This is a genomic window from Palleronia sediminis, from assembly GCF_004358695.1.
Taxonomy (GTDB): Bacteria; Pseudomonadota; Alphaproteobacteria; order Rhodobacterales; family Rhodobacteraceae; genus Palleronia; species Palleronia sediminis.
This window is the reverse complement of record NZ_SNAA01000003.1, coordinates 103,390-120,995: the sequence shown is the minus strand read 5'-3', so window position 1 is coordinate 120,995 and position 17,606 is coordinate 103,390. Positions and strand designations below refer to the sequence as shown.

At 67.0% G+C, this 17,606-nt stretch carries 25 protein-coding genes; 14 read left to right on the top strand and 11 right to left on the bottom strand.

What is annotated here, in order from left to right:
* Positions 1 to 22: 22 nt before the first annotated feature.
* The 3 genes from E2L08_RS04285 to E2L08_RS04275 form a co-directional block, all read right to left on the bottom strand.
* Positions 23 to 298 (bottom strand): hypothetical protein, encoded by a 276-nt coding sequence (locus tag E2L08_RS04285; protein WP_133395825.1) that lies wholly within the window; start codon positions 296 to 298, stop codon positions 23 to 25.
* A 128-nt stretch (positions 299 to 426) separates the two neighbouring features.
* Entirely contained in the window at positions 427 to 684 is a 258-nt protein-coding gene (locus tag E2L08_RS04280; protein ID WP_133395824.1) for a hypothetical protein, read from the bottom strand.
* A 157-nt stretch (positions 685 to 841) separates the two neighbouring features.
* Complete coding sequence (locus tag E2L08_RS04275; RefSeq protein WP_133395823.1) at positions 842 to 1,750, bottom strand: LysR family transcriptional regulator; 909 nt, start codon at positions 1,748 to 1,750, stop codon at positions 842 to 844.
* Between the two features lie 137 nt (positions 1,751 to 1,887).
* On the opposite strand from E2L08_RS04275, the gene E2L08_RS04270 reads away from it, so the two are divergent.
* From E2L08_RS04270 to E2L08_RS04210, 13 genes are all read left to right on the top strand, one after another.
* Positions 1,888 to 2,439 (top strand): hypothetical protein, encoded by a 552-nt coding sequence (locus E2L08_RS04270; RefSeq protein WP_133395822.1) that lies wholly within the window; start codon positions 1,888 to 1,890, stop codon positions 2,437 to 2,439.
* On the top strand, positions 2,440 to 2,787 hold the full coding sequence (locus tag E2L08_RS04265) for a DoxX family protein (RefSeq protein WP_133395821.1): 348 nt from the start codon (positions 2,440 to 2,442) through the stop codon (positions 2,785 to 2,787). It begins immediately after the preceding gene.
* A 99-nt stretch (positions 2,788 to 2,886) separates the two neighbouring features.
* Complete coding sequence (locus E2L08_RS04260; protein WP_133395820.1) at positions 2,887 to 3,486, top strand: FMN-dependent NADH-azoreductase; 600 nt, start codon at positions 2,887 to 2,889, stop codon at positions 3,484 to 3,486.
* Between the two features lie 142 nt (positions 3,487 to 3,628).
* On the top strand, positions 3,629 to 5,113 hold the full coding sequence (gene ffh / locus E2L08_RS04255) for a signal recognition particle protein (protein WP_133395819.1): 1,485 nt from the start codon (positions 3,629 to 3,631) through the stop codon (positions 5,111 to 5,113).
* Positions 5,110 to 5,643, top strand: coding sequence for a GNAT family N-acetyltransferase (locus tag E2L08_RS04250; protein ID WP_133395818.1), 534 nt, complete (start codon positions 5,110 to 5,112; stop codon positions 5,641 to 5,643). Before ffh ends, E2L08_RS04250 begins: the two co-directional genes overlap by 4 nt.
* Positions 5,640 to 5,942, top strand: coding sequence for a chorismate mutase (locus tag E2L08_RS04245; protein ID WP_133395817.1), 303 nt, complete (start codon positions 5,640 to 5,642; stop codon positions 5,940 to 5,942). The genes E2L08_RS04250 and E2L08_RS04245 overlap by 4 nt, the downstream gene beginning before the upstream one ends.
* 1 nt (position 5,943) lies before the next feature.
* A complete protein-coding gene (gene rpsP, locus E2L08_RS04240; RefSeq protein WP_206076963.1) occupies positions 5,944 to 6,318 on the top strand; it encodes a 30S ribosomal protein S16 in 375 nt (124 codons plus the stop codon).
* 130 nt (positions 6,319 to 6,448) lie between these two features.
* Positions 6,449 to 6,940 (top strand): ribosome maturation factor RimM, encoded by a 492-nt coding sequence (rimM, locus tag E2L08_RS04235; protein ID WP_133395947.1) that lies wholly within the window; start codon positions 6,449 to 6,451, stop codon positions 6,938 to 6,940.
* Between the two features lie 76 nt (positions 6,941 to 7,016).
* Positions 7,017 to 7,178 carry a DUF1328 family protein gene (locus E2L08_RS04230; protein ID WP_133395816.1) on the top strand — a complete coding sequence of 54 codons (162 nt, stop codon included), beginning with the start codon at positions 7,017 to 7,019 and terminating at the stop codon, positions 7,176 to 7,178.
* Between the two features lie 48 nt (positions 7,179 to 7,226).
* Positions 7,227 to 8,054: a tRNA (guanosine(37)-N1)-methyltransferase TrmD gene (trmD, locus tag E2L08_RS04225; RefSeq protein ID WP_133395815.1), complete on the top strand. Its 828-nt coding sequence runs from the start codon at positions 7,227 to 7,229 to the stop codon at positions 8,052 to 8,054.
* A 51-nt stretch (positions 8,055 to 8,105) separates the two neighbouring features.
* Positions 8,106 to 8,492: a 50S ribosomal protein L19 gene (gene rplS, locus E2L08_RS04220; protein WP_133395814.1), complete on the top strand. Its 387-nt coding sequence runs from the start codon at positions 8,106 to 8,108 to the stop codon at positions 8,490 to 8,492.
* An 11-nt stretch (positions 8,493 to 8,503) separates the two neighbouring features.
* The gene (rpmE, locus tag E2L08_RS04215) at positions 8,504 to 8,725 is read left to right on the top strand and encodes a 50S ribosomal protein L31 (RefSeq protein WP_133395813.1); all 222 of its coding nucleotides are present in this window, start codon (positions 8,504 to 8,506) and stop codon (positions 8,723 to 8,725) included.
* A gap of 145 nt (positions 8,726 to 8,870) precedes the next feature.
* On the top strand, positions 8,871 to 9,680 hold the full coding sequence (locus tag E2L08_RS04210) for a division plane positioning ATPase MipZ (RefSeq protein WP_133395812.1): 810 nt from the start codon (positions 8,871 to 8,873) through the stop codon (positions 9,678 to 9,680).
* Here E2L08_RS04210 and E2L08_RS04205 read toward each other — a convergent pair.
* The 8 genes from E2L08_RS04205 to E2L08_RS04170 all read right to left on the bottom strand — a co-directional run bounded on the left by E2L08_RS04205 (position 9,649) and on the right by E2L08_RS04170 (position 16,669).
* Entirely contained in the window at positions 9,649 to 10,347 is a 699-nt protein-coding gene (locus E2L08_RS04205) for a hypothetical protein (RefSeq protein ID WP_133395811.1), read from the bottom strand. The genes E2L08_RS04210 and E2L08_RS04205 overlap by 32 nt on opposite strands.
* An 82-nt stretch (positions 10,348 to 10,429) precedes the next feature.
* Positions 10,430 to 10,732 carry an H-type lectin domain-containing protein gene (locus tag E2L08_RS04200; protein ID WP_240758110.1) on the bottom strand — a complete coding sequence of 101 codons (303 nt, stop codon included), beginning with the start codon at positions 10,730 to 10,732 and terminating at the stop codon, positions 10,430 to 10,432.
* 85 nt (positions 10,733 to 10,817) lie between these two features.
* Entirely contained in the window at positions 10,818 to 11,255 is a 438-nt protein-coding gene (locus tag E2L08_RS04195) for a F0F1 ATP synthase subunit epsilon (protein ID WP_133395810.1), read from the bottom strand.
* Positions 11,256 to 11,306: 51 nt separating this feature from the next.
* Positions 11,307 to 12,728, bottom strand: coding sequence for a F0F1 ATP synthase subunit beta (atpD, locus tag E2L08_RS04190; RefSeq protein WP_133395809.1), 1,422 nt, complete (start codon positions 12,726 to 12,728; stop codon positions 11,307 to 11,309).
* Positions 12,729 to 12,746: 18 nt separating this feature from the next.
* A complete protein-coding gene (locus E2L08_RS04185; protein ID WP_133395808.1) occupies positions 12,747 to 13,622 on the bottom strand; it encodes a F0F1 ATP synthase subunit gamma in 876 nt (291 codons plus the stop codon).
* A 28-nt stretch (positions 13,623 to 13,650) separates the two neighbouring features.
* On the bottom strand, positions 13,651 to 15,189 hold the full coding sequence (atpA, locus tag E2L08_RS04180; protein WP_133395807.1) for a F0F1 ATP synthase subunit alpha: 1,539 nt from the start codon (positions 15,187 to 15,189) through the stop codon (positions 13,651 to 13,653).
* Positions 15,189 to 15,755 carry a F0F1 ATP synthase subunit delta gene (locus E2L08_RS04175; protein WP_133395945.1) on the bottom strand — a complete coding sequence of 189 codons (567 nt, stop codon included), beginning with the start codon at positions 15,753 to 15,755 and terminating at the stop codon, positions 15,189 to 15,191. The genes atpA and E2L08_RS04175 overlap by 1 nt, the downstream gene beginning before the upstream one ends.
* Positions 15,756 to 15,889: 134 nt before the next feature.
* On the bottom strand, positions 15,890 to 16,669 hold the full coding sequence (locus tag E2L08_RS04170; RefSeq protein ID WP_133395806.1) for a class I SAM-dependent methyltransferase: 780 nt from the start codon (positions 16,667 to 16,669) through the stop codon (positions 15,890 to 15,892).
* A gap of 81 nt (positions 16,670 to 16,750) precedes the next feature.
* On the opposite strand from E2L08_RS04170, the gene gloB reads away from it, so the two are divergent.
* The gene (gloB, locus tag E2L08_RS04165; protein ID WP_133395805.1) at positions 16,751 to 17,515 is read left to right on the top strand and encodes a hydroxyacylglutathione hydrolase; all 765 of its coding nucleotides are present in this window, start codon (positions 16,751 to 16,753) and stop codon (positions 17,513 to 17,515) included.
* Positions 17,516 to 17,606: the final 91 nt, after the last annotated feature.

The window sequence follows — 17,606 nt, the reverse complement described above, 5'->3', positions numbered from 1 at the left end:
GCGTGCCGGAAAACCGTCGCTATTACTGCGAACCGGGCGTGGTGCTGTCGTCGTCGTCGTCGTCGTTCGACAGAACGGCGGCGAGGACACCGGCGGCCAGCAGGCCACCCGCGATGTAGCCGGCGGTGCCGAGGCCCATGGGCGCGACTTCCATCGGGGCAGCGGTCACAACGGCGCACTCGGGCGCGTTGGGCGTGACCGAGCAATCGACGGCCGGGGCGAAGGAGCCGGCCATGGCGGCCTGGGCGGTGACGAGAGCGGCCGAAGCGGCCACTGCGAGGGTTTGCATGATTTTCATATGTCTCACCAAGTGGATAAGGTTACACCGAGTCGAATAACCCAGATGTGATGGGCGTGCAAAAAGAAAAGGCGCCCCGTAGGCGCCTTTCCTCCGAACAATCGCGGAGCGTTGCGCTCCTGCCGCAATCACTCGGTCGTGCTGTCGTCGTCGTCGTCGTCGTTCGACAGGACGGCGGCCAGCACGCCGGCGGCCAGCAGGCCACCCGCGATGGCGCCGGCGGTGCCGAGGCCGAGCGAACCGGTCTGGACCGGGGCGGCGGTCACGACGGCACATTCGGGCGCGTTCGGCGTGACCGAGCAGTCAACGGCGGGCGCGTAGGAGCCGGCCATGGCGGCCTGGGCGGTGACGAGAGCAGCCGAAGCGGCAAAAGCGATCGTTTTCATGGGAAACCCCCTCTGGGAAAAGACAAGAGTGGCTTACGCATCCCGCGCGGGCCGTGCAATGCCCTACTGTCCAGATGATGCACGAAAACAACATTGGTCGACTGCATTGGTCGACTGCGTCAGGATTTTGTCCCGATATCAATGACCTCGACGGCGTTCATGCGTCTCCGCCGGGCATTCCCGGACCGCCCGGCCCCGCCGGAAAGGCTTTGAGATGCGCGAGAATCGCCTGCACTTTCGAGGTCCGGTGCAGGTCCACATGGGTGACGAGCCAGATCGGAACGCGCCATTCGGGGCGCGGCGGCAGGATCTCGACCAGGTCGGGCTGCGCCGCACCGTCATCGGTCGCGAGAAAGCCGAGCCCGCTGCCTTGCAGTATGGCGGCGCGCATCAGCCTTTCGCTGTTGGACCGCAGCACGACCGCCTCGCGCGGCTGGGTCTGGGTCAGCCAGCGGTGAAATGGTGCGCGGGCCTCGGCATCGTCCGGCCCGACGAAGAGATGTCCGTCCAGATCCGTTTCCGATGCGGGCATCCCATGCGCCTCGACATAAGACCGCGCGGCATAGAGCGCGAAACTGACGGCGCCGAAGCTCTGAACGACATTGTCGGGCTCGTTCGGCGCGGCGCCCGCGCGAATCGCGAGATGCGCCTCGCCGTATTCCAGCCGGAACACCCGCGCGTCGGAAATCACCCGCAGCACGATCTGCGGATGCGCCGCGCGGAACGCGACCAGCGCCGGGACGAGCCATGGCGACAGGAAATCGAGGGTCGTCACGACAAGTTCGCCCGACAGGCCCAGCCCGCCGTCACGCAGCCTTGCCGAAAGCTGGGCGAACTGGTCGTCGGTCGCCTTGGCCACGCGGAACAGGTCCTGCCCCGCCTCGGTCGCCGTATATCCCCGCGCATGGCGCTGGAACAGCTTGACGCCCAGCCGCGCCTCGAGCGCGTCGATATGCCGGATCACGGTTGCATGATGCACGCCAAGGTGCTGCGCGGCCCCGCTGACCGTGCCGCGCCGCGCGACGTGATAGGCCGTCCTGATCTCGTCCCAAGTGCCGGGCCCCATGCATCTCCTCCGTCATTGGTCTGCCACGGGGCGGCGAATCGCCCGGAAACGCCGGAACGCGTCATCGGGCAGGAACCGGTTGTCACCCCGATCATTGGCTCTCCGAGACGATGTAACATGCCCCGATGGAGAGGCCCATGACACCCTTTGCCCGCAATGCCGCGATCGCCGCCGCCGCCGTTCTGGTTCCCGCCGCCGCCGCGGCCGCCATCGCCTATGCGCCCGAACGCTCGCGGTCCCTGCCCGCGCGCTGGGGCGACCGGCTGCGCGACCTGCTGCATGACGAGCCCGATACCAATCTCGACCGCATCACGGCGCGGCTCGATGCGCTAGCCCATCGGATCGAGGCGGCGGGGCACGGGGCCTATTCCCGCGCCGAGACGGCCTATGCCCGCGCGGGCGACACCTCGACCGCGACGCGCATCCTCGCGGGCGTCGGCATCATGACGATCGTGCCCATCGCGCTGACCGCGATCTTTGCCCCCGACCGCGCCGCCGACCTCCGCGACCGCGTCACGGATCGCCTGCGGGGGGGGCGGGCCGACGAGGACGACGATGCCATGGGGCAGCAGATCGACGACGAGCTCGACGCGCTGAACGAACGGCTGAGCGGGCTATCCGAGGATCTCGACAGGCAGCGCGACATGAATTTCGCCGCCGTGACCCGCACCGCCCGCAACGATCACTAGATGCCCGCCGTCTTTATCGCGCTGCGCGTCGTCCTGACGGGGTTCTTCCTGTTCTTCGGGCTGCAAAAGCTGCTGGGCGCCGAGCCGGCCATCGCGCTTTATAACGATCTGGGCTTTGGCCAATGGCCGCGTTTCGTCACCGGCACGGTCGAGGTTCTGGGGGCGCTTGCCCTTTGGACCCCGGCCGCCGGGGTCGCGGGCTTTTTCCTGATCGCGGCGATGGCGGTCGGCTTTGTCGCCAAGCTCGCCTTTGTCGGCCCTCCGGTCTGGCACCTTGCCGCGCTGCTGGTCGCCACCACCGCGCTGATGATCGGGCACAGCGCCAACCGCAAGCGCGCCGACCGGTAGATCTGCGCGCAAATGCACAGGCATCGTGCCGGCACGGCTATTTTTCACCGCGCCGCACAATGTCATGTTCCGGGCATGAATTTTTTACCGGAGCACCTTATGACCGACACCGTCCTGCGCGTCGATTCCTCGGCGCCCCTTGCCACCTCGACCAGCCGCGCCCTGACCGACCGTATCGTCGAGCACCTGGCGCCCGCCCATGTCGTGACGCGCGACCTGACCGCGTCCCTGCCCTTCGTCGATGCGGATTGGGTCGACGCGCGGCTCGTCCCCGCGGCCGAGCGCACCCCCGAACAGGCGGCACGGCTGCAACTGTCCGACGAGCTGATCGCCGAGATCCGCGCGTCCGATACCCTCGTCATCGGCCTGCCGGTATATAATTTCATGCTGCCCGTCGCGCTCAAGGCATGGATCGACCTCGTGGCCCGCCCCGGCGAGACGTTCCGCTATACCTCTACTGGGCCGGAGGGGCTGTTGTCGGGCAAGCGTGTCATCGTCGCGTTCGCCTCCGGCGGCACCGCGGTCGGCTCGCCGATCGACTTCGCCACGCCGTATCTGCGTCATGTCCTGGGCTTCATCGGCATCGACGACGTGACCTTCGTCACGAAGGCCGAGATGGATGCCGACCCGAAACGGCCCTTTCGTCCATTCGCGGGCCCGCGGCGCAGGCCGCCTGAGCCGCTGCCGGGGCGGTCTTGACACGGGGCCGCTCCGGCCATAACTCGACCCCGTTCCGGGAGTCCGCAGGCTTCCGGTCCCGGCATGGGCCGGGATCGCCCCCCGTCAGCGAGTTTCGCCCACGGGGGCGTCATCCGTTGTCATCCCTGCGGGAGGGCCGATCATGTTCGAAAACCTCTCCGAGCGCCTTGGCGGAGTCTTCGACCGCCTGACCAAGCAGGGCGCCCTGTCCGAGGATGACGTTCGCACGGCCCTGCGCGAGGTCCGCGTCGCGCTTCTCGAGGCCGACGTGTCGCTGCCCGTCGCCCGCAACTTCGTCAAGCGGGTGCAGGACAAGGCGACCGGCGCCGCGGTGACGAAATCGGTGACGCCCGGCCAGCAGGTCGTCAAGATCGTCCATGACGAACTGATCCGCACGCTCGCCGGCGACGATCCCGAACCGGGCAAGCTGCGGATCGACCAGGTCCCCGCGCCGATCCTCATGGTCGGCCTGCAGGGATCGGGCAAGACGACGACCACCGCCAAGCTCGCGCGCCGCCTGACCGAACGCGACAAGAAACGCGTGCTGATGGCCTCGCTCGACACGAACCGCCCCGCCGCGATGGAACAGCTTCAGATCCTCGGTCGGCAGATCGGCGTCGATACCCTGCCCATCGTTCCCGGCGAGACCCCCGTGCAGATCGCCCGCCGCGCCAAGACGCAGGCGAGCCTCGGGGGCTATGACGTGTACATGCTCGACACCGCCGGGCGGCTGCATATCGACGCCGAACTCATCGCCCAGGCCGCCGAGGTGCGCGACGTCGCCAATCCGCGCGAGACGCTGCTGGTGGTGGACGGGCTGACCGGGCAGGACGCGGTGAACGTCGCGACCGAGTTCGATGACAAGATCGGCGTGACCGGCGTCGTGCTGACCCGGATGGATGGCGACGGCCGCGGCGGCGCCGCGCTGTCGATGCGCGAGGTCACGGGGAAGCCGATCAAGTTCGTCGGCCTCGGCGAAAAGATGGACGCGCTCGAAACCTTCGAGCCCGAGCGGATCGCGGGCCGCATCCTCGGCATGGGCGACATCGTCGCGCTGGTCGAAAAGGCCCAGCAGACGCTCGAGGCCGAGCAGGCCGAACGGATGATGAAGCGGTTCCAGAAAGGTCAGTTCAACATGAACGACCTCAAGAGCCAACTCGAACAGATGATGGAGATGGGCGGCATGGAATCGATGATGTCCATGATGCCGGGCATGGGCAAGGCGGCCAAGCAGATGGCCGATGCCGGCATGGACGATTCGATCCTGCGCCGCCAGATCGCGCTCATCAACTCGATGACCAAGACCGAACGCGCCAATCCGCAGCTTCTCCAGGCCAGCCGCAAGAAGCGGATCGCGGCGGGGGCCGGGCTCGAGGTGTCCGAGTTGAACAAGCTTCTCAAGATGCAACGCCAGATGGGCGACATGATGAAGAAGCTCGGCAAGGGCGGGATGCTCAAGCGCGCGATGTCGGGGATGTTCGGCAAGGACGGCCCCACCGAGGAACAGATGCGCGAGGCGCAGGCCCAGATGGGCAAGATGCCCGGTCTCGGCGGCATGGGCGGCAACCCGTTCGGCGGCGGATCGGCGCTGCCGCCGGGTCTCAGCGGCTTTGGAAAGAAGAAATGACACCCGACCGCGGCCCCTCCCCCGTCATCGAGACGGAACGGCTGATCCTGCGTCGCCCCGAGGCGGGCGATCTGGACGGGTTCATGGCCTTCATGACCTCGGACCGGTCCCGCTTTGCCGGCGGGGTGCTCGACCCGCATGCCGCGTGGCGGGCCTTCGGGGTCGAGCTGGGGCATTGGGAATTGCGCGGGTTCGGCATGTTCGCCGTGACCGAGCGCGCCGCCCCGTCGACCTGCCTCGGCATGGTCGGTCCGTGGTATCCCTCGGGCTGGCCCGAGCGCGAGCTTGGCTGGCTCATCTGGCCCGAGGCCGAAGGGCGCGGCATCGCGGGCGAGGCGGCCGCCGCCGCGCGCGATCATGCGTTCGGAACGCTCGGCTGGGAAACGGCGGTGAGCTATATCCATCCGCAGAACGCCCGGTCGATCGCCCTGGCCGAACGGCTTGGCGCCCGGCGCGACGACGCCGCCGCCCGCCCGCCGGGCGAGGATGCGCGTGAAACCGTGGTCTATCGACACCGGAGGGCCGCATGACCGACCATGCCGCCCGCGCCGCGGAATTGCTGAAATCCCACCGCGCCAGCATCGACCGGCTCGACGCGATCCTCGTCTACACGCTGGGCGAACGGTTCAAGCACACGCAAGAGGTCGGGCGCCTGAAATCCGATCACGACCTGCCGCCCAGCGATCCGGCCCGCGAGGCCGAACAGATCGCCCGGCTCGAGGATCTGGCACGGCGCGCCGATCTCGACCCCGCCTTCGCCAAGAAGTTCCTGGCCTTCATCATCGATGAGGTCATTCGACATCACAAGAAAATCTCAGGAGATCAATAAAATGGCCATGAAAATCCGTCTCGCCCGCGGCGGCTCGAAGAAGCGTCCGCATTATTCCATCGTCGCCGCCGACAGCCGCTATGCGCGCGATGGCCGCTTTCTCGAAAAGCTGGGCACCTACAACCCGCTTCTGGCCAAGGATGACGAGCGTCGCGTCATCATGGATATCGACCGCATCAAGCATTGGCTGGCCCAGGGCGCCCAGCCGACCGACCGGGTGAGCCGTTTCCTCGAGGCCGCCGAAGTGCTGCCCAAAAAGGAACGCGCCAACCTCAAGAAGGCCGAGCCCGGCAAGAAGGCGACCGAGCGCGCGGCCGAGCGTGCCGCCAAGGCCGAGGCGGCGGCCGCCCCCGCCGAGGCCACGGCCGAGGAATGACCGCTTTGGCCCGCGCCGTACACGGCGCGGGCCTTTTCCTGTCGGGAGGTCTGTCCATGGGCCATTCCATCGCGCAACCCCATCGCGGCGCCGCACCGGGCGATCCCTCGTGACCCGCGCCTGCGTCGGCATGATCGCGGGCTCGTTCGGGGTACGCGGCGAGGTCCGGCTGAAAAGCTATTGCGCCGAGCCGTCGGCCATCGCCGATTACGGGCCCCTCGAGACCGAAGACGGCCGGCGCAGGTTCGACGTGACGCTCACCCGCCCCGTCAAGGACGGCTATGCCGCGCGCATGACGGGCATCGCCACCAAGGAAGAGGCCGACGCCCTGAGAGGCACGCGGCTGTTCGCGCCGCGCGACCGCCTGCCGGCGCTCGAGGACGACGAATATTACTTTTCTGATCTTATCGGGCTCCCGGTCTTTGATTCAGGCGGTGTCGAGATCGGAAAAGTGAAAGCCGTGCTCGAGAACCCCGGCGCGGACCTGCTGGAACTGCGCCTGCCCGGCACGTCCGAAACCGCGCTTTTGCCCTTTACCCGCGCCATCGTGCCGACCGTCGACCTGGCGGCGGGGCGCATCGTGGCGGATCCGCCCGAGGGGCTGCTTCCCGACCGGGGCTGACGGAACCCCCCCGGCCTGCACACCGTTTCCCATGCGACGCGCCTGATTGGCGCCTGACACAGGAACGGAGCCGACCATGCTGCAACTCATCCTCATCCTTCTGGGCGTGGCGGCCATCGCCGCGGTGCTTGGCTTCGGCCGCATCTCGGGCGTGGCGCTCTCGGCGGCCAAGATCCTCATCATCATCGCGCTGATCGTCTTCGTGCTGCTCGTACTCGGGCTCATCAGCCTTGCCTGACGCGGCTCCGGCTTGACAGGCGGGCGCGTCGGCGCCACCCGATGCGCCATGACCGAGACCACCGACAATCCGTTCGGCGACCGCGATCCGACCGCGGACCCCCGGACCGAGATGGCCGCCCCCCCGGCGGCCATCGACGCGTGGGAGGCCCGGATCGTCACCCTTTTCCCCGAGGCGTTCCCCGGCACGCTCGGGCTGTCACTGACCGGAAAGGCGCTGGCCCAGGGCCTCTGGCGGCTGAGGACGATTGACCTGCGCGGCTTTGGCGTGGGGCGGCACCTGAACGTGGACGACACACCGGCGGGCGGCGGCGCGGGGATGGTGTTGCGCGCCGATGTGGTCGACCGGGCACTGACCGCGGCGGCCGAGGGCACGCCGGCCGCCCGCGAGGATTGGCCCGTGATCTACCTGTCCCCGCGCGGACGGCCCTTTGCGCAGGACATGGCCCGTCGCTGGTCGCGGGCGCGTGGGCTTACCCTGCTCTGCGGTCGGTTCGAGGGGGTCGACCAGCGCGTTCTCGACCGCCACGCGATCGAGGAGGTTTCGCTGGGGGATTTCGTCCTGACCGGCGGCGAGATCGCCGCGCAGGCCTTGATAGATGCCACGGTGCGCCTTATACCCCGCGTGCTTGGGAATCAGGCCAGCACCGAAGAGGAATCCTTTTCGGACCATCTGCTTGAGCATCCCCAGTACACGCGACCCGCGCGCTGGTCCGGCCTCGAGATTCCCGACATTCTTCTGTCGGGCCATCATGGCCGAATTACGGACTGGCGCCGGCAGCAGGCCGAACGGCTGACAAAGGAACGACGACCTGATCTCTGGCGGGCATATTGCGCGGCGCGCGGCATGGACCCGGACGAAGACCGAGAGCTCTGAGGCGGCATCACCTTCGCGGAACGAACCGCGAGCAGAACAGGAGCGCGACAGATGAACCTGATCGCCCAACTCGAAGCCGAGCAAGTCGAACAGCTCGGCCACCAGATTCCCGATTTCAAGGCCGGCGACACGATCCGCGTCGGCTACAAGGTCACCGAAGGCACCCGCAGCCGCGTCCAGAATTACGAGGGCGTCTGCATCAGCCGCAAGAACGGCGTCGGCATCGCCGGCAGCTTTACCGTGCGCAAGATCAGCTTTGGCGAGGGGGTCGAGCGGATCTTCCCGCTGCATTCGACCAATATCGAATCGATCACGGTCGTGCGGCGCGGCCGCGTGCGCCGCTCCAAGCTGTATTACCTGCGCGCCCGCCGCGGCAAATCGGCCCGGATCGTCGAGCAGACCAATTACCGCGCCCCCAAATCCGCCGCCGACAAGTAAGGAACACCGAGATGAAGAAAGACATTCACCCCGAATATCACTCCATCGACGTGAAGCTGGTCAACGGCGACGTCGTCAAGATGCGCAGCACCTGGGGCAAGGAAGGCGACCAGATGTCGCTCGATATCGACCCTTCGGTTCACCCCGCATGGACCGGCGGCTCGACCCGGCTCATGGATACCGGCGGCCGCGTCTCGAAGTTCAAGAAGAAATACGAGGGCCTCGGCTTTTGAGCCGACCGACCTCGTGACGGATCGACGCCGCCCTTCGGGGCGGCGTTTTTCGTTTGGGCACGCCATCTTGCGGTATCCCTGCGCCTTTCCTTGACCACCGGGCCTTCCTATACAGGGCGCCAAAAGAGCGGGGCAGCGGGACGGCATGGCGCATATCATCGTGGTCGGAAACGAAAAGGGCGGGTCGGGGAAATCGACGACCTCGATGCATCTCGCCACGGCGCTGGCGCGGTCGGGCTTTACCGTGGGCGCGATCGACCTCGACCTGCGTCAGCAGAGCTTTGGCCGCTATCTCGAGAACCGCGCGGCCTATTGCGCCAGCGCCAAACTGGATCTGCCGAGCCCCGAGTTCCGCCCCCTGCCCGAGATCGACCCCGAAACGCTGGCCGAGGGCGAGAACGTCAATGATCGCCGCCTTTCGGCCGCGGTCGAGGGGCTGGACGAGTCGGCCGATTTCATCCTGATCGACTGCCCCGGCTCGCATACCCGGCTGAGCCAGGTCGCCCATTCGCTTGCCGATACGTTGGTCACGCCGCTCAACGATTCCTTTGTCGATTTCGACCTGCTGGCGCGGGTGGATGGCAAGACGGGCCGCATCCTCGGGCCGTCGGTCTATTCGGAAATGGTCTGGAACGCCCGCCAGCTACGCGCCCGCGCCGGTCTCAAGGCCATCGACTGGATCGTGGTGCGCAACCGTCTGGGCGCCCAGCAGATGCGCAACAAGAAACGGATGAGCGACGCGCTCGACAATCTGTCGCGGCGGATCGGGTTCCGCGTCGCGCCCGGCTTTTCCGAGCGCGTCATCTTTCGCGAACTTTTCCCGCGGGGGCTGACCCTGCTCGATCTCAAGGATATCGGCGTATCGGGGCTGAACATGTCGAACGTGGCCGCCCGGCAAGAGCTGCGCGACCTCGTGCGGGCGCTCAACCTTCCGGGAGTTCAGGTGGCCTTTTGAACCGCACGCGCAAGGCACCTATCAAACCGCTATCGCGGAGATGCGCCGAGAACACGGCAAGCGCCGCGAGGATGATCCCCGTCCAGAGCCAGGGCGCATGGCGGCCATCCTCGGGTGCAGCAAGGTCGGGCGAGCGGGGCACGATGCTCAGGACCGGGCCCTGCCCGAGGGCGAGATCCTGCCCGGCCAAAGCCAGTCTGACCGCGTCGCGCAAGCCTTGGTCCCGCACCAGCGTCCCCTCGAAAACCACCGGCCCGGTCGCCGGGATCGTTTCGGGGTCCGTGTCCTGCGGCACGAGCATCGCCCCGGCGACACCGTCGGCCCCGAACAGGGGCACGACCGCGAATGCCGGGGCAAGCGGCACGATGGCATCGCGATCCGGCCGGGCGACCACGCGGGCGGCATCGCCATAGCCGAGATTCGATCCGGGATCGAAGGTGTCGATGGCGACCGGAGCGGGCGGTGCGACGATGGCGAGCCGCGCGACGGCCCGATCCTGCACCGCTGCATATTGGCCCACCATCCAGACCAGCAGGCAGATCGCCGCGGCTCCCCCGAGAACCGAGGGCAGGCTCGGCCGGCGCGCGGCGCGCAGGCGGCTCGTGATCCAGCCAAAGCTGACGACCCGTTCTGACGCGCCGACGCCGAAGTTCGAGATGAAGGCCATGGGGAAACCTCGATTACCGGTTGCACCCATGAGTTGCGCCGCGATCCGGCGGGGATCGGGCGGAAACAAGGAGATTTTGCGGTCAGTCCAGATCCCAGAGGTCGGGGTCCGGCAATTCGCCGATGGCCATCCACGCCGCCCGCATCCGCGCGATCCGGCTATCGGCCCACGTCTTGAAGACGATGGTGAACCCGTCGCCCGTTATATCCTCGGGTTCGATATCGACACGGATATTGCTGCCCGCCCCCATGTCCCAGAGCGACAGACCGACATGGACCGCCGGCGGGGTGCGGAACGGCGTCGTGAAGGTGACGGGGTGGCGGATGGCGCGCGGGCCCTCGCCCACCCACATCTCGCCACCATTCGCGTAGTGGGAAAACAGCATTTCCGAGCCCTGGAGCAATCCGAAAGGCCCGTTGAGCCGCATCACGGCCGTGGCGCGACGCGCCTGATGCGGGCGCGTCGCAAGCTCACAGGTTGGACTGCTTGGACGACAGCCCGATATGGGTGCCCATCGCCATCATGTCCGACAGCAGCTTGGCTGCGTCGTCCACCGGACCCGGCTGGTTCTGGAACTCGTCCTGCGCCTTGGCACGCTTGGCGGCGGCCTCTTCGATCATGCGGTCGAGCACTTCCTGCGTCATCTCCGAGCTCGGCAAGCTTTCTTCGGCCAGGACCGAAACGCCGTCGCTGTCGATCTGGGCAAAGCCGCCCGTCACGATGAACTCTTCGGTGCCGTTATCCGCTTCGACCCTGAGCACGCCCGGACGCAGCGTGGTGATGAGCGGGGCGTGGCCCGGCATCGCGGTCAGATCGCCCTCGGCGCCCGGAATACGGACGGCGCGCGCCGGGTAGGACGCGACGCTGCGCTCGGGGCTGACCAGATCGAACTGCATCGTATCGGCCATGGGAATCCTCCGGTTCGGGGGCCGCGCGAGGCGACCCCCATCAGGTCAAAATCAGGCGCTGGCCGACATCTTTTCGGCCTTGGCCTTAACGTCCTCGATGCCGCCCACCATGTAGAAGGCACCTTCGGGCAGGTGGTCGTATTCACCCGCGACGACGGCCTTGAAGGACGAGATCGTGTCCTCGATCGGAACCTGCACGCCGTCCGACCCGGTAAAGACCTTGGCCACGTCGAAGGGCTGCGACAGGAACCGCTGGATCTTGCGGGCGCGGGCCACGGTCAGCTTGTCCTCTTCGGAGAGCTCGTCCATCCCCAGAATGGCGATGATGTCCTGCAGCGACTTGTAGCGCTGGAGGATACCCTGCACGTCGCGCGCGACCTGGTAATGCTCCTCGCCGATGACGGCGGGATCGAGCAGGCGCGAGGTAGAGTCGAGCGGGTCCACCGCCGGATAGATCCCCAGCTCGGAGATCGCGCGGTTGAGAACCGTGGTCGCGTCGAGGTGCGCAAAGGTCGTGGCCGGCGCGGGGTCGGTCAGGTCGTCCGCGGGCACGTAGACGGCCTGGATCGAGGTGATCGAGCCCGACTTGGTCGAGGTGATCCGCTCCTGCATGGCGCCCATGTCGGTGGCCAGCGTCGGCTGGTAGCCGACCGCCGAAGGAATACGGCCCAGAAGCGCCGACACCTCGGAGCCCGCCTGCGTGAAGCGGAAGATGTTGTCGACGAAGAACAGTACGTCGGTACCGGACTGGTCGCGGAACTGCTCGGCCAGCGTCAGGCCCGACAGCGCGACGCGCATCCGCGCGCCCGGCGGCTCGTTCATCTGGCCATAAACCAGCGCCACCTGACTTTCGCTGAGGTTGTCGGGCTTGATGACGTTCGACTCGATCATCTCGTGATAGAGGTCGTTGCCCTCGCGCGTCCGCTCGCCCACGCCGGCGAACACCGAATAGCCCGAGTGCACCTTGGCGATGTTGTTGATGAGCTCCATGATCAGCACGGTCTTGCCCACGCCGGCACCGCCGAACAGGCCGATCTTGCCGCCCTTGGAATAGGGGGCCAGCAGGTCAATGACCTTGATCCCCGTCACCAGGATTTCCGAGCTCGTCGACTGCTCGGCGAATTCGGGGGCGGGCTGGTGGATCGCGCGGTACTGCTCGGTCTTGACCGGCTCGCCCTCGTCCACCGGTTCGCCGATGACGTTGAGGATCCGGCCGAGGGTCGCGTCGCCCACCGGCATCATGATCGGCCCGCCGGTATCCGTCACGGGCGCGCCGCGCACGAGGCCCTCGGTCCCGTCCATGGCGATGGTCCGCACGGTCGACTCGCCGAGGTGCTGCGCCACCTCGAGCACCAGGCGGCGGCCGTTGTTTTCCGTCTCGAGCGCGTTCAGGATCTGGGGCAGGTGGCCGTCGAACTGCACGTCGACCACGGCACCGATGACCTGCGTCACTTTGCCTTTGGCATTTGCCATATCGTCTCTCCGGTTACGTCAGAGCGCCTCGGCGCCCGAGATGATTTCGATCAGCTCGTTGGTGATGACCGCCTGGCGGGTGCGGTTGTATTCGCGGTTGAGGTCCTCGACCATGTCGTCGGCATTGCGCGTGGCGTTGTCCATCGCGGTCATGCGCGCGCCCTGTTCCGACGCCGCGTTCTCGAGCAGCGCAGCAAAGACCTGCGTCGACACGCCGCGCGGCAGAAGCTCGGTCAGGATTTCGGCCTCGCCCGGCTCGTAATCGTAGACCTCGCCCTTGTCGGGCGCATCGCCCTTGTCGAACGACGCCGGAACGATCTGCTGTTCCCGCGGGGTCTGGGTCATCGTGTTCTCGAATTCGCCGTAATACATCAGCGCCACGTCGAACTCGCCCTCGTCGAACCGCTTGAGCACGTCCTGCGCGATCCCCTGCGCGTCGCCATAGCCGATGCGCTTGACCTGGGTCAGGTCGACATGACCCACCATCAGGTCCGAATAGCTGCGCCGCAGGACGTCGCGGCCCTTCTTGCCGACGGTGAGGATCTTGACGGTCTTGCCCTCGGATTGCAGCGACCGGATGCGGGTCGCCGCAAGCTTGGCGATATTGGTGTTGAACCCGCCGCAGAGCCCCTTTTCGGCGGTCATCACCACCAGCAGATAGGTCTGGTCCTGACCGGTTCCGGTCAGAAGGCGGGGGCCGCCCTCGTTCTGGCCGACGCTCGCGGCAAGCTGTCCCATCACCGCGTTGAACTGCCGCGCATAGGGGCGCGCGTTCTCGGCAGCTTCCTGGGCGCGCCGCAGTTTTGCGGCGGCCACCATCTGCATGGCCTTCGTGATCTTGCGGGTCGACTTGACCGACGAGATCCGTGTCTTGAGGTCCTTCAGGCTAGGCATGCCAGCTTATCCTTTCGGCCACGTCCACTCAGGCGAAATCCGTCGCGAATTCGGAGATCGCGGATTTCAGCTTGTCGGCCGCGTCGCCCTTGATCTTGGGGTCTTCGTTGGTCAGCCAGTCCAGGATGTCGCGACGCTTGGTGCGCATATGGGTCAGCAGCCCCTCCTCGAAACGGCCCACGGCATCGACCGGGATGTTGTCGAGGAACCCTTCGGTGCCGGCATAGATCACGCAGACGATCTCGGCATTCGTAAGCGGCGAGTATTGCGGCTGCTTCATCAGCTCGGTGAGGCGGGCGCCCCGGTTGAGCTGACGCTGGGTCGCCGCGTCGAGATCCGAGCCGAACTGCGCAAAAGCCGCCATCTCGCGATACTGCGCCAGCTCGAGCTTGACGGGGCCGGCCACCGATTTCATCGCGTTGGTCTGCGCCGACGATCCCACCCGCGACACCGACAGGCCGGTGTTCACCGCGGGGCGGATGCCCTGGTAGAACAGGTCCGTCTCGAGGAAGATCTGGCCGTCGGTGATCGAGATCACGTTGGTCGGAATAAAGGCCGACACGTCGCCGCCCTGCGTCTCGATGATCGGCAGCGCCGTCAGCGAGCCGTTGCCGTAGTCGTCGCCCAGCTTGGCCGAACGCTCGAGCAGGCGTGAGTGCAGGTAGAACACGTCGCCGGGATAGGCTTCGCGGCCGGGCGGGCGGCGCAGCAGCAGCGACATCTGGCGATAGGCGACCGCCTGCTTGGAGAGGTCGTCGTAGACGATCAGCGCATGACGGCCGTTGTCGCGGAAATACTCGGCCATCGCGGTCGCGCAATAGGGCGCGAGATACTGCATCGGCGCGGGGTCCGAGGCGGTAGCCGACACGATGGTGGTATATTCGATGGCGCCGGTCTGCTCGAGACGCTGCACGAGCTGGGCCACGGTCGACCGCTTCTGGCCGATGGCGACGTAGATGCAGTAGAGCTTCTTGCTTTCGTCGTCGCCGGCGGCGTCGTTATAGCTTTTCTGGTTCAGGATCGTGTCGAGCGCCACGGCGGTCTTGCCGGTCTGGCGGTCGCCGATGATGAGTTCGCGCTGCCCGCGGCCGATCGGGATCATCGCGTCGATGGCCTTCAGGCCGGTGGCCATCGGCTCGTGCACCGACTTGCGCGGCATGATGCCGGGCGCCTTGACGTCGGCCACGCGACGCTCGGTCGCGCCGAGGTCGCCCTTGCCGTCGAGCGGGTTGCCCAGGCCGTCCACGACGCGGCCCAGCAGCCCGTCGCCCACCGGCACGTCCACGATCGAGTTCGTGCGCTTGACGGTGTCGCCTTCCTTGATCTCGCGGTCGGAGCCGAAGATCACGACGCCGACATTGTCGGTTTCGAGGTTCAGGGCCATGCCCTGGATGCCGCCCGGAAACTCGACCATCTCGCCGGCCTGGACGTTGTCCAGCCCGTGAACGCGCGCGATGCCGTCACCCACGGACAGGACGCGGCCAACCTCGGCCACCTCGGCCTCCTGGCCGAAATTCTTGATCTGCTCCTTGAGGATCGCAGAAATCTCGGAAGCTTGGATGCCCATTATCCGACCTCTTTCATGGAATTCTGGAGTGCGTCGAGCCTGGAGCGGATCGACGTGTCGATCATCTTCGAGCCGACCTTGACGACGAGACCGCCGATAAGGCTCTCGTCGACGGACAGGTTGATATTGACCTCGCGGCCAATGGATTTCTTCAGCGTCTCGGCCAGGCGGCTGCGCTGGTCGTCGCTGAGTTCGGTCGCCGCGGTGACGTCGGCGGTGATCTCGCCGTTCTCGCGGGCGATCATCTCGCGAAGCTGGACGATCATGGCGGGCAGCACGAACAGGCGCCGTTTCGCCGCCATCACGCGCAGCGTGTTGCCGGTGATCGCGGCCAGCCCCATCTTGTCCGCGATGGCGCCGACGGCGGCCTGCTGCTGGTCGCGGCCGTAGATCGGGGAATGGATGAGGTCGCGGAAATCCTCGGACACGTTCAGCGCCGAAGCGAGGGCGTCGATATCCCCCCGGACCTTAGGCAGCTCGTTGTCTTCCTTGGCGAGTTCGAAGATGGCGGTGGCATAGCGTTCGGCTATGCCAGATGAGATCGAAGCCGGTTCGGACACGTCCACCCTTTCGATGTTCGGCACACCCCGACACGGCGCCCGGAGGCACGCGCGAGAGCATGATTGTTTGGGGCCCCCGAAACGGGGCATTCGTCGATTTCGCGGCTGATCTAGCAGGTCAATCCGGGGGCGGCAACCGTCTAGGGACGGCTCTGCGACGGTCCGGGGGCACTGTCGCGGGCGCGTCCGGGCGCCGGTGCCCCGATGCCTTCGAGCATCCGCAAGGGCCGCCGCGCCGAAACCCGCGACCCGTTGAAGCGCGCGGGGACCTGCTTGGTCGCCTCGACCATCAGCACGCCGCCGGCGAAACGGCCGGTGATGTTGCGGCCCGCCCGTTCGAGCAGCCCGCCCGCGCGCATCCAGAACGGCCGCTCGCTGGGGGGCTGGAACAGCGCGGCCGCGTGGTTGCAGGGCTTGAAGTCGTGTGAGGCGATCTGCGCCTCGAGCTGGCCGAGGCTGAACGGCCGGCCGAACCCGAAGGGCGTGAGGTCGTTGCGCGACCACAGCCCCGCGCGGTTGGGCACGATGAACAGCGCGCGGCCCTCGGGCTTGAGGACGCGATACGCCTCGCCCAGAACGCCGGCCGCGTTCTCCGACACCTCGAGCCCGTGCATCACCACCAGCTTGTCGGCCTGTTCGTCGCGCAGGGGCCAGAGCGTCTCTTCGCAAAGCGTGACCACGTTCGGCCGACCGGGCGGCCAGCGCATGACGCCCTGCGGGCCGGGCATGAGCACCACGACGCGCCGCGCGTGATCGAGATAGGGGCGCATGAGCGGCACGGCAAAGCCGAACCCCGCGACGGTCTCGCCCTCGGCGCGGGGCCAGAACCGCAGCATCTGGTCGCGCACCGCCTTTTGCGCCGCGCGGCCAAGCCGCGTGCGGTAATAGAAGTTGCGCAGGTCGTGCACATCCAGATGCATGAGGCGCCAATCGCGTTGCCCGGCCGCCGCGGCGGCTTATCGTCCGAGCCTGAGACCATAACGGAACGAGGAGAATTGCAAATGCCCATCGAGATCGTCACCGTGCCGTGCCGCAGCGACAATTACGCCTTCGTCATCCATGACGGGTCGCGCGCGGTCCTGGTCGACGCCCCCGAGGCGCGGCCGATTCTCGATGTGCTGACCGCGCGGGGGCTCGATCTCGGGCATGTCGTGCTGACCCATCATCATGCCGACCATGTCGAGGGGCTGGACGGGCTGCGCGACGCCTTTCCGACGCTGCGCGTGATCGGCGCCAGCGCCGACGCCCACCGCCTGCCGCCGCTCGATCTCGGGGTCGAGGAGGGCGACACGTTCGACATTCTGGGCCTCGAGGCGCGGGTCATCGACGTCTCGGGGCACACGGTCGGCCATATCGCGATCCACCTGCCCGATGCCCGCGCGGTCTTTACCGCCGACAGTCTGATGGCGCTCGGCTGCGGGCGGGTGTTCGAGGGCACGCCCGAGATGATGTGGACGTCGCTCGGCAAGCTGGCCGCCCTGCCCGACGACACCACAGTATATTCGGGTCACGAATACACGCTGACCAATGCGCGTTTCGCCCTGACGATCGAGCCCGACAACGCCGCGCTGAAACGTCGCGCCGCCGAGGTCGAGCGCGCGCGCGACCAAGATCGCGCCACGGTGCCCTCGTCGCTGGCCGAGGAAAAGGCGACGAACCCGTTCCTGCGCGCCCACTTGCACGAGGTAAAGCGGGCCATATCTATGACGGGCGCTGCCGATGCCGAGGTCTTTGCCGAGATCCGGTCGCGCAAGGATCGTTTCTGAAACGCCCGCCAGAACGGCCATCGGATCGGCACAGGAGGTTCAGTCACGCGAAATGTGACTGCCCGCGCCAAGAAATTGCTTGAAGCAGGTC

Coding starts and splice junctions, on each gene's coding strand:
- atpD (WP_133395809.1), bottom strand. CDS start 12,728: ATGGCAAATGCCAAAGGCAAAGTGACGCAGGTCATCGGTGCCGTGGTC.
- E2L08_RS04200 (WP_240758110.1), bottom strand. CDS start 10,732: ATGCTGTTTTCCCACTACGCGAATGGTGGCGAGATGTGGGTGGGCGAG.
- E2L08_RS04210 (WP_133395812.1), top strand. CDS start 8,871: ATGGCGCATATCATCGTGGTCGGAAACGAAAAGGGCGGGTCGGGGAAA.
- ffh (WP_133395819.1), top strand. CDS start 3,629: ATGTTCGAAAACCTCTCCGAGCGCCTTGGCGGAGTCTTCGACCGCCTG.
- gloB (WP_133395805.1), top strand. CDS start 16,751: ATGCCCATCGAGATCGTCACCGTGCCGTGCCGCAGCGACAATTACGCC.
- E2L08_RS04195 (WP_133395810.1), bottom strand. CDS start 11,255: ATGGCCGATACGATGCAGTTCGATCTGGTCAGCCCCGAGCGCAGCGTC.
- atpA (WP_133395807.1), bottom strand. CDS start 15,189: ATGGGCATCCAAGCTTCCGAGATTTCTGCGATCCTCAAGGAGCAGATC.
- E2L08_RS04245 (WP_133395817.1), top strand. CDS start 5,640: ATGACCGACCATGCCGCCCGCGCCGCGGAATTGCTGAAATCCCACCGC.
- rpmE (WP_133395813.1), top strand. CDS start 8,504: ATGAAGAAAGACATTCACCCCGAATATCACTCCATCGACGTGAAGCTG.
- E2L08_RS04285 (WP_133395825.1), bottom strand. CDS start 298: ATGAAAATCATGCAAACCCTCGCAGTGGCCGCTTCGGCCGCTCTCGTC.
- rpsP (WP_206076963.1), top strand. CDS start 5,944: ATGGCCATGAAAATCCGTCTCGCCCGCGGCGGCTCGAAGAAGCGTCCG.
- E2L08_RS04185 (WP_133395808.1), bottom strand. CDS start 13,622: ATGCCTAGCCTGAAGGACCTCAAGACACGGATCTCGTCGGTCAAGTCG.
- trmD (WP_133395815.1), top strand. CDS start 7,227: ATGACCGAGACCACCGACAATCCGTTCGGCGACCGCGATCCGACCGCG.
- rplS (WP_133395814.1), top strand. CDS start 8,106: ATGAACCTGATCGCCCAACTCGAAGCCGAGCAAGTCGAACAGCTCGGC.
- E2L08_RS04275 (WP_133395823.1), bottom strand. CDS start 1,750: ATGGGGCCCGGCACTTGGGACGAGATCAGGACGGCCTATCACGTCGCG.
- E2L08_RS04250 (WP_133395818.1), top strand. CDS start 5,110: ATGACACCCGACCGCGGCCCCTCCCCCGTCATCGAGACGGAACGGCTG.
- E2L08_RS04270 (WP_133395822.1), top strand. CDS start 1,888: ATGACACCCTTTGCCCGCAATGCCGCGATCGCCGCCGCCGCCGTTCTG.
- E2L08_RS04205 (WP_133395811.1), bottom strand. CDS start 10,347: ATGGCCTTCATCTCGAACTTCGGCGTCGGCGCGTCAGAACGGGTCGTC.
- E2L08_RS04280 (WP_133395824.1), bottom strand. CDS start 684: ATGAAAACGATCGCTTTTGCCGCTTCGGCTGCTCTCGTCACCGCCCAG.
- E2L08_RS04170 (WP_133395806.1), bottom strand. CDS start 16,669: ATGCATCTGGATGTGCACGACCTGCGCAACTTCTATTACCGCACGCGG.
- E2L08_RS04230 (WP_133395816.1), top strand. CDS start 7,017: ATGCTGCAACTCATCCTCATCCTTCTGGGCGTGGCGGCCATCGCCGCG.
- rimM (WP_133395947.1), top strand. CDS start 6,449: ATGATCGCGGGCTCGTTCGGGGTACGCGGCGAGGTCCGGCTGAAAAGC.
- E2L08_RS04265 (WP_133395821.1), top strand. CDS start 2,440: ATGCCCGCCGTCTTTATCGCGCTGCGCGTCGTCCTGACGGGGTTCTTC.
- E2L08_RS04260 (WP_133395820.1), top strand. CDS start 2,887: ATGACCGACACCGTCCTGCGCGTCGATTCCTCGGCGCCCCTTGCCACC.